Source organism: Croceibacterium ferulae, assembly GCF_003660445.1.
GTDB classification, from domain to species: domain Bacteria; phylum Pseudomonadota; class Alphaproteobacteria; order Sphingomonadales; family Sphingomonadaceae; genus Croceibacterium; species Croceibacterium ferulae.
Map to the genome: position 1 here is coordinate 85882 of NZ_QZVQ01000002.1, position 13552 is coordinate 99433.

The following is a 13552-nucleotide window of genomic DNA, read 5'->3' on the forward strand; positions in this document are numbered from 1 at the left end:
TTTACCGCTCCCGTGCCGCGCCGTGGCGGGCGAGTTGTGCTTCAAGCATGTCGGCCAGTCCCAGCATCCCGGAGCCGGCGGCGAGGTCGGCGAAATGCGAGTCCTGCATCTCGGCAAAGGTGTCCTGTCCGGCGCCGCCCCCAAACAGGTCGTCGCCCATGTCGCTGGTGCGCGCGGCGGCCAGCATCTGGCGCAGCATGATGGCTTCGAACCCTTCGGCGGCCTGGCGCAGTTCGCTCTTGGGCGCAGCGGCAGGAGTGACGGTGGTGACCGGCGCGATCATATGACCAGCATCTCCGCCTTGAGAGAGCCCGCCTGCTTCAGCGCCTCCAGGATGGCGACCAGGTCGGACGGGGTGGTGCCCAGCATGTTCAGCGCATCGACCACCTCGGCCAGGCTGGCGCCGGGCTCGAACAGGGCGACGCGGCCGCCTCCCTCCTCGATGCTGACGGCAGAGTCCTGCTGCACGGCGGTGCGACCATTGCCGAAGGGTTCGGGCTGCACCACGCTGGGACTTTCCTCCACCCGCACCACCAGGCTGCCGTGGCTGATCGCCGCGGGCGCCAGGCGCACTGCGCTGGAAATGACGACGGTGCCGGTGCGGCTATTGATGACCACGCGGGCCGCAGCCTCAGCCGGGTTCACGTCGAGCATCTCGATCTCCGCCATCAGGCCCGCGCGGAGATCGGCCCCGGCCGGCAGGGTCAGCGCCAGCGTGGCGCCGTCTTCCACCGATGCGGCACCCGGCAGCTGGCTGTTGATCGCGTCGCGCACCCGAGAAATGGTCAGGAAATCGGCTTGGAACAGATTCCAGCGCAGCACCGGCTGCGTCTCGAACCCGATCGCCACGCCGCGTTCCACCGTGGCGCCTTCGGGAATACGGCCGACCGTCGGCACATTGACCGTCAGACTGGACCCGTCCCGCCCCGTCACGCCCAGCCCACCCACGGCCAGGCTGCCCTGTGCCATGGCGTAGATCTGCCCGTCTGCGCCATAAAGGGGGCTCATGATGAGCGCCCCGCCCCGCAAAGACCGAGCGCGGCCGATAGCGGACACGGTGATGTCGATCCGCTGCCCCGGCTTGGCGAAGGCCGGCAAGTCCGCCGTGATCATCACCGCCGCGGCATTGCGCAGCGCAGGGTTCACGCCCGGGGGCAGCTGGAAGCCCAGCCGGTTGGTGACGCCGCGCATCGCCTCCGCCGTGTAGATGAAGTTGTCGTCGCCCGTACCGTCCAGTCCGACCACCACGCCGTAGCCGGTCAGCTGGTTGCCGCGCACGGACTGGAACGTGCCCAGATCGCGCACGCGCTCCGCCGCGGCAGGGCTGGTCAGCGCGGCGCAGGCGGCTGCGGCGGCAAGCAGGAGGTGTCGCAAGGAGCGCATCAGAACGGGCTCACCAGATTGAAGAAGTTGGTCAGCCAGCCTTGCCGGCTCGACTGCTGCACCGATCCGCGGCCGCCATAGGTGATGCGGGCATCGGCGACGCGGTTGGACAGCACATCGTTGCCGGGACCGATATCGGCCAGCCGGATGATGCCGGACAGCTGGATCCACTCCTCGCCCTGGCTGAAGGCCATCTGCTTCTCGCCCCGGACCAGCGCGGTGCCGTTCGGGCGCACATCGACAATGGTCACGGTGATGTCCCCTTGCAGCCTGCTCTGCTGGGCCGCGTCGCCCCCGCCATTGAACGACGAGGACGCGCCGGAATTAACCCCGGACGGGTTGAAGGAGAACGGGCCGGTGGCCGGTGGCGAGACGGTGATGCCACCGTCGCGCTGCGTCTGGCTGCTGGCCGACTTGACCGTGCTGGTCACCTCCACCAGCCGCACGGTGACGAGGTCGCCGATGCCCTGCGCCCGGTAGCCGCGATATAGCGGGGCATAGCCGTTCGCCGCCTGGTAGATGGCCCCATTGCCGTCAGACGTGGCGGGCGCTGGAACAGGCGCTGGGGGCAGTACGGGCATGTAGCCCAGCGGCCGCTGGCCCACGCCGCCGCAGCCAGCCAGCAGCAGGGCGAGCGCAGGCACCAGGATGAGGGAGGAGCGCATGACGATCACAGCGTCTGGTTCGCGTTCTGGAGCATCTCGTCGACGGCGGAGACCATCTTCGAATTGATCTCGTAAGCGCGCTGGCACTCGATCATGGCGACCAGTTCCTCCACGATGTTGACGTTGCTGCCCTCCAGCATGCCCTGCCGGATATTGCCGCGCCCCTGCTCGCCACCGGCAGCAAGTTGCGCCGGGCCGCTGGCGGCGGTTTCGAGCAGGAAGTTGTCACCGATCGCGCGCAGGCCCGCCGGGTTGGTGAAGTTGGCCACCTGCAGCTGGCCCAGCTCGGACGGTTCCGCCTGGTTCGGCATGATCGCGGTTACGGTGCCATCGGGCGCGATGCTGACCCCGGTTGCGCCTTCGGGCACGGTGATGGTCGGCTGCACGGCGAAACCCTGCTGCGTCACCAGCTGGCCATCGGCGGTCAGCGCGAAGTTCCCCGCGCGGGTATAGGCAAGCTGCCCGTCGGGCCGCTCCACCTGGAAATAGCCATTTCCGTCCAGCGCCAGGTCGTATGCCTGGTCGGTCATGTTCAGCGTGCCCTGCGTCACGATCTGGCTGGTCGATTGCAGCGCCACGCCGGTCCCCAGGTTCAGCCCGGTGGCATAGGCCGTCTGCGCGGAGGACCGCTGCCCGGCGACACGCGCATCCTGATAGGCGAGTGTGGCGAAGTTGGCGCGGTCGCGCTTGAAGCCGGTGGTGGCGACGTTGGCCAGGTTGTTGGCGATCACCTGCATGCGGTGGCCCTGGGCCTCTAGCCCGGTACTGGCGACCTGGAGTGCGTTGGTAGGCATGTGTGCGTTGTCCTTCGTGTTTCGGTCAGCCGAGGCGCATCAGGGAGGCGCCGCTTTCATCGATCTCCCCGGCGGTGGCGATCAGCTTCGTGCGCATGGCGAACAGGCGCTGCGCGTCGATCATCTCCACCAGCACTTCCGATGAATTGACGTTCGACTGCTCCAGCGAAGCCGTCACCAGCGTGGCCTGCTCGTCCGCCGGCAGCACGCCGCCGCCAACCACGCGGAACAGGCCGTCCAGCCCCTTCAGCACCTCGCTGCCGGTGGCGCTGGCCAGCTTGATCCGCCCGGCATCCTGCGGCGGAGCGGCGGGCTGGGCCGGATCGCGCACCGTGATGCTGCCATCCGCCGCCAGCTGCGGCTGCACGTTGGGCGGCAGGCTGATCGGGCCATCGGCACCCAGCACCAGAAACCCTTCGCCATTGGTCAGCAGGCCCGCCGCATTGACGGCCAGGTCGCCGCGGCGGGTATAGGCTTCGCTGCCATCGGGCGCCTGCACCGCCAGCAGCGCGTCGCCGTTCAGCGCCACGTCCAGCGGGTTGCCCGTCTGGACCACCTCTCCGCTGCGCATGTCCGCGCCGCGCACCTCCCCCTTCTGCATGGCGCGCACTTCCAGTGCTTGCCCCCGCAGGGTGACGGGGCGCCGGTCCAGTTCCTCCGCCCGGAAGCCGATGGTCTGCGCATTCGCCATGTTGCTGGCGGTGACGCGCTGCTGGTCCATCGAAGCGCGCATGCCGGACAGGGCGGTGTAGATAAGGCGGTCCATCGGTCAGCCTCAGCTGCGCAGGTTGATGATGGTTTCGGTGATGCGGGTGGCGGTGTCGATCGCCTTGGCATTGGCCTGGAAGTTGCGCTGCGCGCTGATCAGGCCGACCAGTTCTTCCGCAATGTCGACATTGGACCGCTCCAGCGCGCCCGACAGCAGGGAGCCATAGCGGCCGCTGCCCGCCTCGCCATACACCGCCTGGCCGGACAGGCCGGTGGCTTCCCAGTTGGAGGAGCCGACCTGCTGCAGCCCTGTGTTGGAGGCAAAGGACGCCAGCGCCACGCGGCCGACCGCTGTGGTCGTGCCATCCGCATAGGTGGCGGTCATCAGCCCGTCTTCGGCAATGGTCAGCCCGGCCAGCTCGGCCCCGGCCCCATTGGCGGGGGGGACCAGCGCATCGACGGGTGCGGGGTTGGTGACCGCCCCTTCGGCGTTGACTGCGAACACCTGCAGCCGGTTGTCCGACCCGTCCTGGATATGACCGTTGCTGTCCAGCATCATGGCCCCGTTGCGGGTGTAGGACATGGAGCCGTCCTTTGCCGCCTTGGTGGCGAAGAAGCCGTCGCCATTGATGGCGATGTCGAGCGCGGAGCCGGTCTGCTCCACGGAGCCGACCGTGAAGTTCTGCGTGATCGCTTCCATGGTGGCGCCGATGCCCTGGGTCTTGCGCGGGTCGGACATGGCGGATTTGGCGACGATGTCCGCGAAGCTGGCGTTCGACTTCTTGAAGCCGGTGGTTTCGGTGTTGGCGATGTTGTGGGCGATGACGCCCAGATCGGCCTGGGCGTTCTTCAGCCCGCTGATGGAGGTATAGTAGGACATAGTCGGTTACTCCGTGACGGGATTGGCGGTGGACAGGCGGTCGAGCTTGGCGGAGATCGCCTCCAGCGTGCTGCTGACATCGGTCATGGTGGCGAGGCTGGAGAACTGCGCCATCTGCGCCAGCATCTGGGTGTTATCGACCGGGGCGAAGGGGTCCTGCTGCTGCAGCTGGGTGGTCATCAGCTGCAGGAAATCCGCCTGGCCGAGGCTTTCCAGCCCCCTGCCCGAAGTGGCGCTTTCAGTGCGGTTGCTGGCCGTGGCGTTCTGCAGCTGGGTGATCGTGGAAAGGCTCATTTCATCCTCATGGTTTCGAGCATCAGTTGCTTGGCGGTGGACAGCGCCTCCACCATGTTGCGGTACTGGCGGGAGGCTTCGAGCATCTCGACCATCTCCTCGTTCTCATCGACCGGGCTGACCCAGACCTCGCCCTTCTCGTCCGCCAACGGGTGGCCGGGATCGTAGCGGCGGACGGGCGCAACATCGGCGCGGGCGACGGTGGCGACGGAAACGGAGCTGAGGCCGGTCTGCTGGTCGAGCTGTTGCGCGAACACGGCGCGGACCGGACGGTAGGCGCCCGCCTCGGTCTGCGAGACGCTGCCCGCATTGGCGAGGTTGGAGGCGGCCGCGTTCATGCGCACCAGCTGCGCCGACATGGCCTGGTGCCCCAGCTGGAACAGGGTGGTGGGATTGGGCATGCCGCCTACTCGCCCCGGATCGCGCGGGTGACGGTTTCGACCCGCCCCTTCAGGAAGCCGAGCGTCGCGGAATAGCCGACGGCATTCTCGGCAAAGGCGGCCTGTTCGGTCGCCATCTCCACCGTGTTGCCATCCAGGCTGGACATGACCGGGCGGCGATACAGGGTGGCACCGCCGACCGCCGTCTCGCCATCGGCGCCGGCCAGCCGGGCCTGCAGCGCCCTGCCGAAATCGATGTCCTGCGCCTTGTATCCGGGCGTCGCGGCGTTGGCGATGTTGGAGGTCAGCACCCCCATGCGTTGGGATCTGACCTCCAGCGCCGCGCCGTGAATGCCGAACAGGGTATCGCTCATGTTGAGGGTGTGCTCCGTTCCGTTTGCCCGCCCGTGCGGCGGCTTCGCCAGGCTGTTGAGCAAGGGGCGTGCCAAACGGCTCGCCCCCGCTGCCGCACCTGCCTCAGCGGCAAGCCTTTGCCGCCTGCCGGCAAGTATGCGCCCTGCTTTGCCAAGGCCCTGAAACCCGGCGAACGGATGCCGTTCTGGCGTGCATGGACATCTTCGATCACGCTTCGGCAGCCCTGGTCGCAGGCGGCACGCTTGCCGCCACAGCCCTGCGTTGCGGAGTGGCCGAACTGGGCATCACCCTGCGCTCGATTGCCGGGCTGGCACGGCGCAGGTTCGATCCCCCGACAATCCGCCAGCGGCTGGCCGGGCAGATCAGCGACATCGATGCCGATGGCCTGATCCGGGCGCGGGCTCGCTCCGTCGGCGACGGCGAGTTCGACCGGGCGACCGATGCGCTGATCCGGTACCGTTCGGTGGACGCGCTGTTCGCCGAACATGCGCGCCTAAGCCGGGACCGGACAGGCGGTGCCGCCACAGCGTGCAACGTGCTGGACCATGCAGCGGAGCTGGCGCCGGTGTTGGGGCTGGCCGGCACACTGCTGTCGCTGGGCGGGCTGGCGGGCGCGGTGGATGGTGGCAGCACCTATGCCGATGCGATCGCCGGTGCGGTCACCACCACCTTGTACGGGCTCGTGCTGGCGCATTTCATCTGCGCCCCGCTCGCCGCCGCGATTACCCGCCGGGCCGCGCGCGAGGATGCGGAGCGGCAGGCAGTGGTGGAATGGCTGGCGCGCGCCGTGCGGCAAAGCGGATCGCATGTGGCGGACCGTCCCTGCGCCGAAGCCGATCTCGCGGCATGATTGCCCGTGCGCGGACCGGGCTCGGCGGATGGCAAACCACGCTGGCGGATCTGGCGCTGATCCTGTTCCTGGTCTCCGCCTCCGCGCTCGACCGGCAAGAGGACGCCGCGCCGCCCACCATCACGGTTCCGCAGCAAGGCGCTCCGGCCGCAATCTGGCGCGAAGGTGCCGGCGCGCCGCCGCTGGCCGAGTGGCTGGCGGGCGAGCAGCATGATGCGCGGCTGCAGCTGACCCTCCTTGCCACTCCGGCTGATGGCGCGCGGGCACTGGCGCTGGCCGCGGACCTGCCCGGCGCGCGCGTAGTGGTCCAGCCGGCGAAGGGTCAGGACCGAGCGACCGGCATCACTGCCGTGCTCGCCTATGATCGCCTGCCCTGATGGCATGATGCTTGCCTTGGTGGTGGCAACCACAAGGGAGCATCCATGAAAATTCTCACCCTCGCCGCAGCTTGGGCGGCGCTGCCGGTCGCTGCCGCGGCCAACGCCCCCATCGATCCTGCCGCAATCGATGGCGCGGTGGCGAACTTCACCGGGCATGCCATCGGTGAACCTGGCGGCGCGCGCCAGCCGGTCGATCGCCGGCTGCGCCTTGCCGCCTGTGCCCAGCCGCTGAGCCTGGAATGGCATGGCGCGGGGCAGGCCAGTGTGCTGGTCCGCTGCCCCGAAACCGGCTGGCGTCTGTTCGTGCCGCTGACTGCTTCGCAGCAGGCCACCGCCGCGGCGCCGGCCGCAGCGGAGAAGGTGGTCGTGCGCGGGGAGACGGTCACCGTCGCGCTGCGCGGCCGCGGCTTCGCCCTGCAGCGTCAGGCGGAGGCGATGGAGGCCGGCGCAATCGGTGACTGGATCCGGGTGCGCCCGGCGGGCCGCGATGCGGAGCCGTTGCGTGCCCGCGTGATCCGGCCCGGCCTGGTCGGCATGGACATGCCATAAGTCGGCAACACTTTGCCGCCAAGGTCTCTGCCAGGGCGAGTGCCCCTATAAAGGCCGGCGCCGCTGCCGTTCTGTGCATTCGATAGCTGATCGCCGGAGTACGCGCGATGAAACCGATCGAGAATGCCAGACCATTTGCCACGCTGCGGGTCACCCCGCTGCAACCCGTCGCCCGCAGCGGCGCGGCACGCACCCCTGGCGGCAGCGCCGCACCGACGCCCGCACCCGCAGACGCCATGGCTTCGATAGCCGCGCAGCTGTCGGCGGCCGGCGAGGTGCCGGTCGATGCCGCACGGGTGGGCGCCATCCGCGACGCCATCCGGCGTGGCGACTATTCCCTGGACGCGGGCGAGATCGCCGATGCGATGATCGCCGCGGGCCATCTCAAGCGAGCCACAGAATGAATCCCGCCTTTCACACCGACACCGCCGGCCGCCTGCGGCAGATGCTTGCCCTGCTGGAGGGCGAGCGGCAGGCGCTTGCCGGGCTGGACCTGGAGCGCATCCTGACCTGCGCGCAAGGCAAGCTGGACATGTGCGAGCTGCTGTCGGCCACCGACACCGCCGATCTGGACGAGGAGAGCCTGGGCCTGCTGGACGCGGTACGCCGGGTGAACGAGACCAATCGCCGGCTGCGCAACCTGATCGCCACCAACATGGCCGCGCGCTTTGCCGCGCTGACCGGATCGGTGAAGCTTTACAGCCGGGCAGTCGGCGCCAGCTGATCTGGCACGCCCCTTGCTGAACTCCTCTGCAGGAACCCAAGCAGAGGGGATCAGAATTGCCCACGATTACCGCCGCCCAACCGGGCGGCAGCCCGGCCGGCGACCCGCATGCCGCCATCGCCCGCGCCGCCGCCGCGACCGGCGTCGATTTCGACTATCTGATGGCGCAGGCGCGGATCGAATCCGGGCTGGACACCCATGCGCAGGCGCGCACCAGCAGCGCGGCCGGGCTGTTCCAATTCGTGTCCGGCACCTGGCTCGACACGGTGGACAAGCACGGTGCCGCACACGGCCTGGGCTGGGCCGAAGCGGCGATCAGCCGCACCGGAGGGCGCGCACGGGTCGATGATCCGGCGATGGCGCGCGCCGTGATGGCGTTGCGCTACGATGCCGATGCTTCGGCCATGATGGCGGCGGAACTGGCGCGCGACAATGCCGCCGGCTTGCGGGGTGTGCTGGGGCGCGAACCTGACGCGGCCGAGCTGTATCTGGCGCATTTCATGGGTCAGGCCGGTGCCCGGCAGTTCCTGGGGGCGCTGCAGACCGATCCCGGCCAGTCCGCCGCCACCCTGTTCCCCGACGCCGCCGCCAGTAACCGCGCGATCTTTCACGGCGCCGCGAGTCCGCGTTCCGTTGGCGAGGTGATGGGCCTGCTGCGCAGCAAGGTCGCCAATGCCATGGAGGGTGGCAGCAGCTGGCAGCCGGGCATCGGCAACGGCTTGCCGCCCGGCAATCCGTCGGCAGGTTTCCGCCTCGCCAGCCTTCCGGGCGGCAGCGACGGCCCAGCCCCGCGCCCGTCCATGGCGGATACGCTGCGCGCCACCTTCGGCAGCGGTGAAACCGCCCTGCCCGGCCATGCCCTTGCCCGCGTGGATGCAGCCTACGACAGGTTGAAGGCGTTCAACCTGTGACCACCGCCAGCTTCGTCGCGCCGCGCGGCATGAACCGGTTCCTGCCGGCCACGCTGGCCCTTCCGGCGGCCATCCTGACCATCATCGTGCTGATGGTGATGCCGATCCCGGCCTTGGTGCTGGACCTGTTCTTCGTGCTGAACATCGCCCTGTCGGTGGCGGTGCTGATGGCGGCGATCAATGCGGAAAAGCCGCTCGACTTCTCCGCCTTTCCTTCCGTCCTGCTGTTCGCCACCCTGCTGCGGCTGGCGCTGAACGTCGCCTCCACCCGCGTGGTGCTGCTGAACGGGCACGAGGGGGAGGCCGCCGCCGGCATGGTGATCGAGGCGTTCGGCGCCTTCCTGATCGGCGGCAATTTCGCGGTCGGACTCTTCGTGTTCCTGATCCTGATGATCATCAATCTGGTGGTGGTCACCAAGGGTGCGGGCCGCGTGTCCGAAGTCTCCGCTCGCTTCACGCTGGACGCATTGCCGGGCAAGCAGATGGCGATCGACGCCGATCTCGCCGCCGGGCTGCTGACGGCGGAGGAGGCCAAGGCCCGCCGCCGCGAGGTCGCCACCGAGGCCGATTTCTACGGCAGCATGGATGGCGCCAGCAAGTTCGTGAAGGGCGACGCGGTCGCCGCGCTGCTGATCCTGGCGGTCAACATCATCGGCGGGCTGGTGCTGGGCATGGTCAGCCACGGCCTGTCCGCCGGCGAGGCGGGCGAGCTGTATGTCACGCTCGCGGTCGGCGATGCGCTGGTCGCCTCCGTTCCGGCGCTGCTGCTGTCGATCGCCGCGGCAGTGATCGTCACCCGTGTGTCCGACACGCGCGACCTGTCGGGCCAGATTGGCGGTCAGCTGGCCGATCCGCGCATCTGGCTGCCGGTCGGGCTGATCCTGCTGGCGCTGGGCCTGATCCCGGCCATGCCGCAAACCCTGTTCCTGCCGCTCGCCGCCGCGACCCTGCTGCTGTGGCGCAAGCTCAGCCAGAAACGGGCCACCGCTGCCGCCAACGCGGTCGTGCCGGAGCCCGCGCCGGACCCGGCGCGCATCACCATCGCGGAGGTGTCCGAACGCGCCATGGTGACGATCGAACTGGGCTATGGCCTGGTGCAGCTGGCGGACGAGGGGCGCGGCGCGCCGCTGGTCAGCCGGCTGACGGGCCTGCGCAAGCAGATGTGCCAGAGCTTCGGCTTCATCGTCCCGCAGTTCCGCATCCGCGACAGTTTCGACCTGGCGCCCGATCGCTACCGCATCACGCTGGGCGGCGCGCCGCTCGGCTCCGCCACCCTACGCCTCGGCCGGCTGCTGGCGATCGATACCGGGCAGGTGGGCCGCAGCAGCCTGGTGCAGGGCGAACCGACGCTGGATCCCAGCTTCAACTGCCCGGCGTTGTGGATCGAGCCCGCGATGCGCGACGTGGCCGTGGCTGAAGGCTACCTGGTGGTGGACCTCGAAAGCGTGGTCGCCACCCATGTGAACCAGCTGCTCAGCACGCGGGCGCACGAATTGCTCGGGCCGGATCAGGTGCGCGAGCTGGTCGATCTGGTGCGCGAACGCAACGCGCAGCTGGTGGACACGATCACGCCCGCTCCGCTGACACTCGCCGCACTGACCCGCCTCCTGCGTGCCCTGCTGGCCGACGGCATACCGCTGGCGCACCCGCTGCCGGTGCTGTCCAGCCTGTCGCAGGCCGCGCAGATCACCACGGAGCATGACCGCCTGGTCGACATGGTCCGCGCCGATCTCGGCCCGTTGCTGGTCGGCGCGCTCTGCCAACCGGACGAGACGCTGCCGGTCATCACCCTGGCTGCGGAACTGGAGGAGATGGTCGTCGGCGGCCTGCACGATCCGCTGACCGGCCAGCTGGTGCTGGAGCCCGACCTTGCCCGCTCCATCGGCGAACGGGTAGCAGCGATCGCCGCCGCGCTGCCGGGTGGCCGCAACGCCGCGCTGATCGTGCAGCCACGCGCCCGCCGGCCGCTGGCCGCGCTGCTGAAGCTGCGCGCGCCCGCCTGCACGGTGCTCTCCATCGCCGAACTGCCGCCGACCCAGCCAATCGAGGTGATCGGCGTAGTCGGCGGCAAGGAACCCCCGCCCCCTGCCCTCGCCCATCCCGCAACACAGGAGCCGCTGGCCGCATGATGTACTATGCCCCCGTTCCCCTTGCCCGCCAAACGGGCTTGCGAGCCGAACGCAGCTATCGCGGTGACGAGGTCGCCGATCGCGTCACCCGCTTCCTGCCGATGGTCCGCCGTCTGGCGTGGCACCTGTCGGGCAGCGCCAGCGGCGCGCTCGATGTCGACGACCTGATGCAGGCTGGCCTGGTCGCGCTGACCGAGTGTGCGCAAAAGCATGCCGGCCCGTCCGAGGACGGCTTTGCCGCCTATGCCAAGCTGCGCGTGCGCGGCGCCATGGTAGACCTGCTGCGCAGCTGTTCCGCCGAACCGCGCGGCCATCGCGCCCGACGGCTGCGGCTGGAACGCACCACCGCGCGCCTCCATGGGCAGCTGGGACGCGAGCCCGACCTTGCGGAACTGGCGAAAGCGCTGGGCCTGTCGGCGGAGGAAACGCAGCGCCTGCGGGACGATGCCGGTCCGATCAGCGTGGGTTCGATCGACGAGAACTACTCGGATGCCGACATCCGCTTCGCCGCCGAGGACGAGAGTGCCGAGCAGGCCTTGCTGGCACAGGAGGACCGGGAGCAGCTGGTTGCCGCCATCGCCGGATTGCCCGAACGGCTGCAGCTGGTGGTGAAGCTGTACTTCGTGGAGGAGCTGAACCTGTCCGAAATCGCCGCGGTGCTGGAGGTCAGCGTGCCGCGTGTCCACCAGCTGAAGGCCAATGCATTGAAGCAGCTGGGCAGCGCGCTTAGGGCCGGCAGCTGAGCCGGCTTCCCTGCATCAATGCGTCAGGCGGCGGCGCAGGCGATAGCGGCCTTCTTCCCACGGTTCGAAGATCTGATCGACGCTGGGATGATCGACCGGGCCGGCCTTGCTGTCCTCCACCAGGTTCTGCTGGCTGACATAGGCGACATACGATCCGTCATCATTCTCCGCCAGCAGGTGATAGAACGGCTGCTCGCGCGCGGGTCGGATGGCTTCGGGAATGGCGGCATACCATTCCTCGCTGTTGGCGAAAACCGGATCGATATCGAACACCACGCCGCGCAGGTCGAACATGCGATGCCGCACGACGTCGCCGATCGTGAAACTTGCCGCGCTGTTGCGCGGGGCCTTTATCAGGCGGCCGGCCTGCGGCGAGAAGAACTGCGATACGTCCATGATGATGATATAGGTGACTGGCGGGCACCGGCAAGGTTCCCGGCCCGGCACAGGGGGGCTTGGCAAGCCTGTCCGCCTGCGCTAGGCGGCGCGCTCCCAAACGACCGGCGCCGCAAGGCGCCTTTGCGCTCTCGTGCGGAGAGGTGGCAGAGTGGTCGATCGCGCCGCACTCGAAATGCGGTTTACGGGTAACCGTAACGTGGGTTCGAATCCCACCCTCTCCGCCACACATCTCAGCCGAGTAGCGCCATATACCGCCAATAAGGGCTGCTTTCCGGGTGTCTGGCGAACAATCGCCGTTCAATCGTCGCCGTTCCTATGCAGCCGATGCCACCTGGTTGGGGGAAGCGTTGGCGGTACCGCTTTCCACCTTCGGTGGGTAGCGCCGGCTCTGTCGGGGAGTGCAACACTCATCAGTTCGAGCCAAGACTCGTGCACCGAGGGCGCCCAAACCCAACGGCCGGCGCATCTTACATCGTCAGTACGATTTTTCCGCCCCCGCCTCTTTCTAACAGCTCGTGAGCGGCGGCGGCGTCACGTAGCGGCATGTGCCGGCTGATAGGCAAGGCGAAGCTTCCGTCCCGGACATCGTCCGCAAACTCGCGGAGCTTGGACGGGTCAGGCCGCGTGAACACGCGGCTTACTTCCACTGCTGCCTCTCCCGCAGCATCTTCCGGGAGCATCGATACATAGCCGAACCGGCCGCCGGCCCTGACCTTGCGAAGAAGCTTCGCCGCGATCTCACCACCCACTGTATCGGCAACGCCATCAACAGCTTCAAGCCGGGCAAGTGCATCTTCGTCGTCGAGAGCCACGGCGGAGGAAGCACCCAGGCTCTCCGCCTCTCCCAGCTGCCGTGCCCGGACCCCCACGATGACCTTCGCGCCTAATTTCATCGCGGTATGGACCGCCGCGCGGCCCACACTGCCGAGTGCGCCGCTGACAAGGATAGTCTGGCCTGCCACCACTTTGGTAGCTTCCCGAACGAGTTGATCTCCTGTCAGCGATACGAGCGGGATGGCCGCTGCGTCGATTTGATCGACCCCATCGGGAAGGTGAGTCACAAGGGAGCCGGGGACCGCAACGATGTCGGCGTAGGTCGCGCGGGCCAGGGCGATCACCCGATCACCGGGCTTGAAGCCGCGAACTTCGCTTCCAACCGCTATCACTTCGCCGCTGATGTCCCTGCCCAGAATTGCTGGTAGCTCCAGCGGGAAGTCCTTCTGCCGGGCGCCGGATCGAATCTTCCAGTCGATCGGGTTTACACTCGTCGCGACTGACTTGATCAGCACGGTGTCGGCACCGATCACAGGGGCCGGCACATCACCTTCATACCTCAGGACCTCTGGTCCGCCGTACTGATATATTCGAACAGCTTTCATCGTCCGCTC

19 protein-coding genes and 1 tRNA gene are annotated in these 13552 nt (G+C 68.4%); 9 read left to right on the top strand and 11 right to left on the bottom strand.

What is annotated here, in order from left to right; genetic code table 11:
• Position 1: 1 nt before the first annotated feature.
• Genes D5S08_RS01080 through flgB form a run of 9 tightly spaced genes read right to left on the bottom strand, consistent with a single transcriptional unit; the run spans position 2 to position 5478 of the window.
• On the bottom strand, positions 2-283 hold the full coding sequence (locus tag D5S08_RS01080) for a rod-binding protein (protein ID WP_121114681.1): 282 nt from the start codon (positions 281-283) through the stop codon (positions 2-4).
• Positions 280-1383, bottom strand: coding sequence for a flagellar basal body P-ring protein FlgI (locus D5S08_RS01085; protein WP_121114683.1), 1104 nt, complete (start codon positions 1381-1383; stop codon positions 280-282). Before D5S08_RS01085 ends, D5S08_RS01080 begins: the two co-directional genes overlap by 4 nt.
• Positions 1383-2048 carry a flagellar basal body L-ring protein FlgH gene (locus D5S08_RS01090; protein WP_121115398.1) on the bottom strand — a complete coding sequence of 222 codons (666 nt, stop codon included), beginning with the start codon at positions 2046-2048 and terminating at the stop codon, positions 1383-1385. Before D5S08_RS01090 ends, D5S08_RS01085 begins: the two co-directional genes overlap by 1 nt.
• Before the next feature lie 5 nt (positions 2049-2053).
• Positions 2054-2842, bottom strand: a complete 789-nt coding sequence (flgG, locus tag D5S08_RS01095; protein ID WP_121114685.1) for a flagellar basal-body rod protein FlgG — start codon at positions 2840-2842, stop codon at positions 2054-2056.
• Between the two features lie 25 nt (positions 2843-2867).
• A complete protein-coding gene (locus D5S08_RS01100) occupies positions 2868-3608 on the bottom strand; it encodes a flagellar basal body rod protein FlgF (protein ID WP_121114687.1) in 741 nt (246 codons plus the stop codon).
• Between the two features lie 9 nt (positions 3609-3617).
• Positions 3618-4430, bottom strand: coding sequence for a flagellar hook-basal body complex protein (locus D5S08_RS01105; protein WP_121114689.1), 813 nt, complete (start codon positions 4428-4430; stop codon positions 3618-3620).
• A gap of 6 nt (positions 4431-4436) precedes the next feature.
• Positions 4437-4724 (bottom strand): flagellar hook capping FlgD N-terminal domain-containing protein, encoded by a 288-nt coding sequence (locus tag D5S08_RS01110; RefSeq protein ID WP_121114691.1) that lies wholly within the window; start codon positions 4722-4724, stop codon positions 4437-4439.
• Positions 4721-5125: a flagellar basal body rod protein FlgC gene (gene flgC / locus D5S08_RS01115; protein ID WP_121114693.1), complete on the bottom strand. Its 405-nt coding sequence runs from the start codon at positions 5123-5125 to the stop codon at positions 4721-4723. Before flgC ends, D5S08_RS01110 begins: the two co-directional genes overlap by 4 nt.
• Positions 5126-5130: 5 nt before the next feature.
• Complete coding sequence (gene flgB, locus D5S08_RS01120; RefSeq protein ID WP_121114695.1) at positions 5131-5478, bottom strand: flagellar basal body rod protein FlgB; 348 nt, start codon at positions 5476-5478, stop codon at positions 5131-5133.
• Between the two features lie 194 nt (positions 5479-5672).
• Here flgB and D5S08_RS01125 point away from each other — a divergent pair, with 194 nt between their 5' ends.
• The 8 genes from D5S08_RS01125 to D5S08_RS01160 all read left to right on the top strand — a co-directional run bounded on the left by D5S08_RS01125 (position 5673) and on the right by D5S08_RS01160 (position 11765).
• Positions 5673-6329, top strand: coding sequence for a MotA/TolQ/ExbB proton channel family protein (locus D5S08_RS01125; protein WP_121114697.1), 657 nt, complete (start codon positions 5673-5675; stop codon positions 6327-6329).
• Complete coding sequence (locus tag D5S08_RS01130; protein WP_121114699.1) at positions 6326-6706, top strand: hypothetical protein; 381 nt, start codon at positions 6326-6328, stop codon at positions 6704-6706. Before D5S08_RS01125 ends, D5S08_RS01130 begins: the two co-directional genes overlap by 4 nt.
• Positions 6707-6751: 45 nt before the next feature.
• Complete coding sequence (locus tag D5S08_RS01135; protein ID WP_121114701.1) at positions 6752-7258, top strand: flagella basal body P-ring formation protein FlgA; 507 nt, start codon at positions 6752-6754, stop codon at positions 7256-7258.
• 107 nt (positions 7259-7365) lie between these two features.
• Positions 7366-7662 carry a flagellar biosynthesis anti-sigma factor FlgM gene (flgM, locus tag D5S08_RS01140; protein WP_121114703.1) on the top strand — a complete coding sequence of 99 codons (297 nt, stop codon included), beginning with the start codon at positions 7366-7368 and terminating at the stop codon, positions 7660-7662.
• Positions 7659-7982, top strand: coding sequence for a hypothetical protein (locus D5S08_RS01145; RefSeq protein WP_241557150.1), 324 nt, complete (start codon positions 7659-7661; stop codon positions 7980-7982). The genes flgM and D5S08_RS01145 overlap by 4 nt, the downstream gene beginning before the upstream one ends.
• Positions 7983-8038: 56 nt before the next feature.
• Complete coding sequence (locus tag D5S08_RS01150) at positions 8039-8893, top strand: lysozyme family protein (protein WP_241557151.1); 855 nt, start codon at positions 8039-8041, stop codon at positions 8891-8893.
• A gap of 29 nt (positions 8894-8922) precedes the next feature.
• Complete coding sequence (locus tag D5S08_RS01155; RefSeq protein ID WP_121115404.1) at positions 8923-11022, top strand: flagellar biosynthesis protein FlhA; 2100 nt, start codon at positions 8923-8925, stop codon at positions 11020-11022.
• Entirely contained in the window at positions 11019-11765 is a 747-nt protein-coding gene (locus tag D5S08_RS01160; protein ID WP_241557152.1) for a sigma-70 family RNA polymerase sigma factor, read from the top strand. The genes D5S08_RS01155 and D5S08_RS01160 overlap by 4 nt, the downstream gene beginning before the upstream one ends.
• Positions 11766-11780: 15 nt before the next feature.
• Here the strand turns inward: D5S08_RS01160 and hspQ are convergent, their stop codons facing one another.
• Positions 11781-12161 carry a heat shock protein HspQ gene (gene hspQ / locus D5S08_RS01165; protein ID WP_121114707.1) on the bottom strand — a complete coding sequence of 127 codons (381 nt, stop codon included), beginning with the start codon at positions 12159-12161 and terminating at the stop codon, positions 11781-11783.
• Positions 12162-12298: 137 nt separating this feature from the next.
• On the opposite strand from hspQ, the gene D5S08_RS01170 reads away from it, so the two are divergent.
• Positions 12299-12388: transfer RNA gene (locus D5S08_RS01170), tRNA-Ser, on the top strand.
• Between the two features lie 243 nt (positions 12389-12631).
• Here D5S08_RS01170 and D5S08_RS01175 read toward each other — a convergent pair.
• Entirely contained in the window at positions 12632-13543 is a 912-nt protein-coding gene (locus D5S08_RS01175; protein ID WP_121114709.1) for an NADP-dependent oxidoreductase, read from the bottom strand.
• Positions 13544-13552 lie beyond the last annotated feature (9 nt).

Bases quoted from the DNA above. Each gene is read 5' to 3' on its own strand.
- D5S08_RS01105 (WP_121114689.1), bottom strand. From the start codon at position 4,430: ATGTCCTACTATACCTCCATCAGCGGGCTGAAGAACGCCCAGGCCGAT.
- D5S08_RS01135 (WP_121114701.1), top strand. From the start codon at position 6,752: ATGAAAATTCTCACCCTCGCCGCAGCTTGGGCGGCGCTGCCGGTCGCT.
- D5S08_RS01080 (WP_121114681.1), bottom strand. From the start codon at position 283: ATGATCGCGCCGGTCACCACCGTCACTCCTGCCGCTGCGCCCAAGAGC.
- D5S08_RS01175 (WP_121114709.1), bottom strand. From the start codon at position 13,543: ATGAAAGCTGTTCGAATATATCAGTACGGCGGACCAGAGGTCCTGAGG.
- D5S08_RS01125 (WP_121114697.1), top strand. From the start codon at position 5,673: ATGGACATCTTCGATCACGCTTCGGCAGCCCTGGTCGCAGGCGGCACG.
- D5S08_RS01100 (WP_121114687.1), bottom strand. From the start codon at position 3,608: ATGGACCGCCTTATCTACACCGCCCTGTCCGGCATGCGCGCTTCGATG.
- D5S08_RS01110 (WP_121114691.1), bottom strand. From the start codon at position 4,724: ATGAGCCTTTCCACGATCACCCAGCTGCAGAACGCCACGGCCAGCAAC.
- hspQ (WP_121114707.1), bottom strand. From the start codon at position 12,161: ATGGACGTATCGCAGTTCTTCTCGCCGCAGGCCGGCCGCCTGATAAAG.
- D5S08_RS01130 (WP_121114699.1), top strand. From the start codon at position 6,326: ATGATTGCCCGTGCGCGGACCGGGCTCGGCGGATGGCAAACCACGCTG.
- D5S08_RS01160 (WP_241557152.1), top strand. From the start codon at position 11,019: ATGATGTACTATGCCCCCGTTCCCCTTGCCCGCCAAACGGGCTTGCGA.
- flgG (WP_121114685.1), bottom strand. From the start codon at position 2,842: ATGCCTACCAACGCACTCCAGGTCGCCAGTACCGGGCTAGAGGCCCAG.
- D5S08_RS01085 (WP_121114683.1), bottom strand. From the start codon at position 1,383: ATGCGCTCCTTGCGACACCTCCTGCTTGCCGCCGCAGCCGCCTGCGCC.
- flgB (WP_121114695.1), bottom strand. From the start codon at position 5,478: ATGAGCGATACCCTGTTCGGCATTCACGGCGCGGCGCTGGAGGTCAGA.
- D5S08_RS01090 (WP_121115398.1), bottom strand. From the start codon at position 2,048: ATGCGCTCCTCCCTCATCCTGGTGCCTGCGCTCGCCCTGCTGCTGGCT.
- flgM (WP_121114703.1), top strand. From the start codon at position 7,366: ATGAAACCGATCGAGAATGCCAGACCATTTGCCACGCTGCGGGTCACC.
- flgC (WP_121114693.1), bottom strand. From the start codon at position 5,125: ATGCCCAATCCCACCACCCTGTTCCAGCTGGGGCACCAGGCCATGTCG.
- D5S08_RS01155 (WP_121115404.1), top strand. From the start codon at position 8,923: ATGAACCGGTTCCTGCCGGCCACGCTGGCCCTTCCGGCGGCCATCCTG.
- D5S08_RS01145 (WP_241557150.1), top strand. From the start codon at position 7,659: ATGAATCCCGCCTTTCACACCGACACCGCCGGCCGCCTGCGGCAGATG.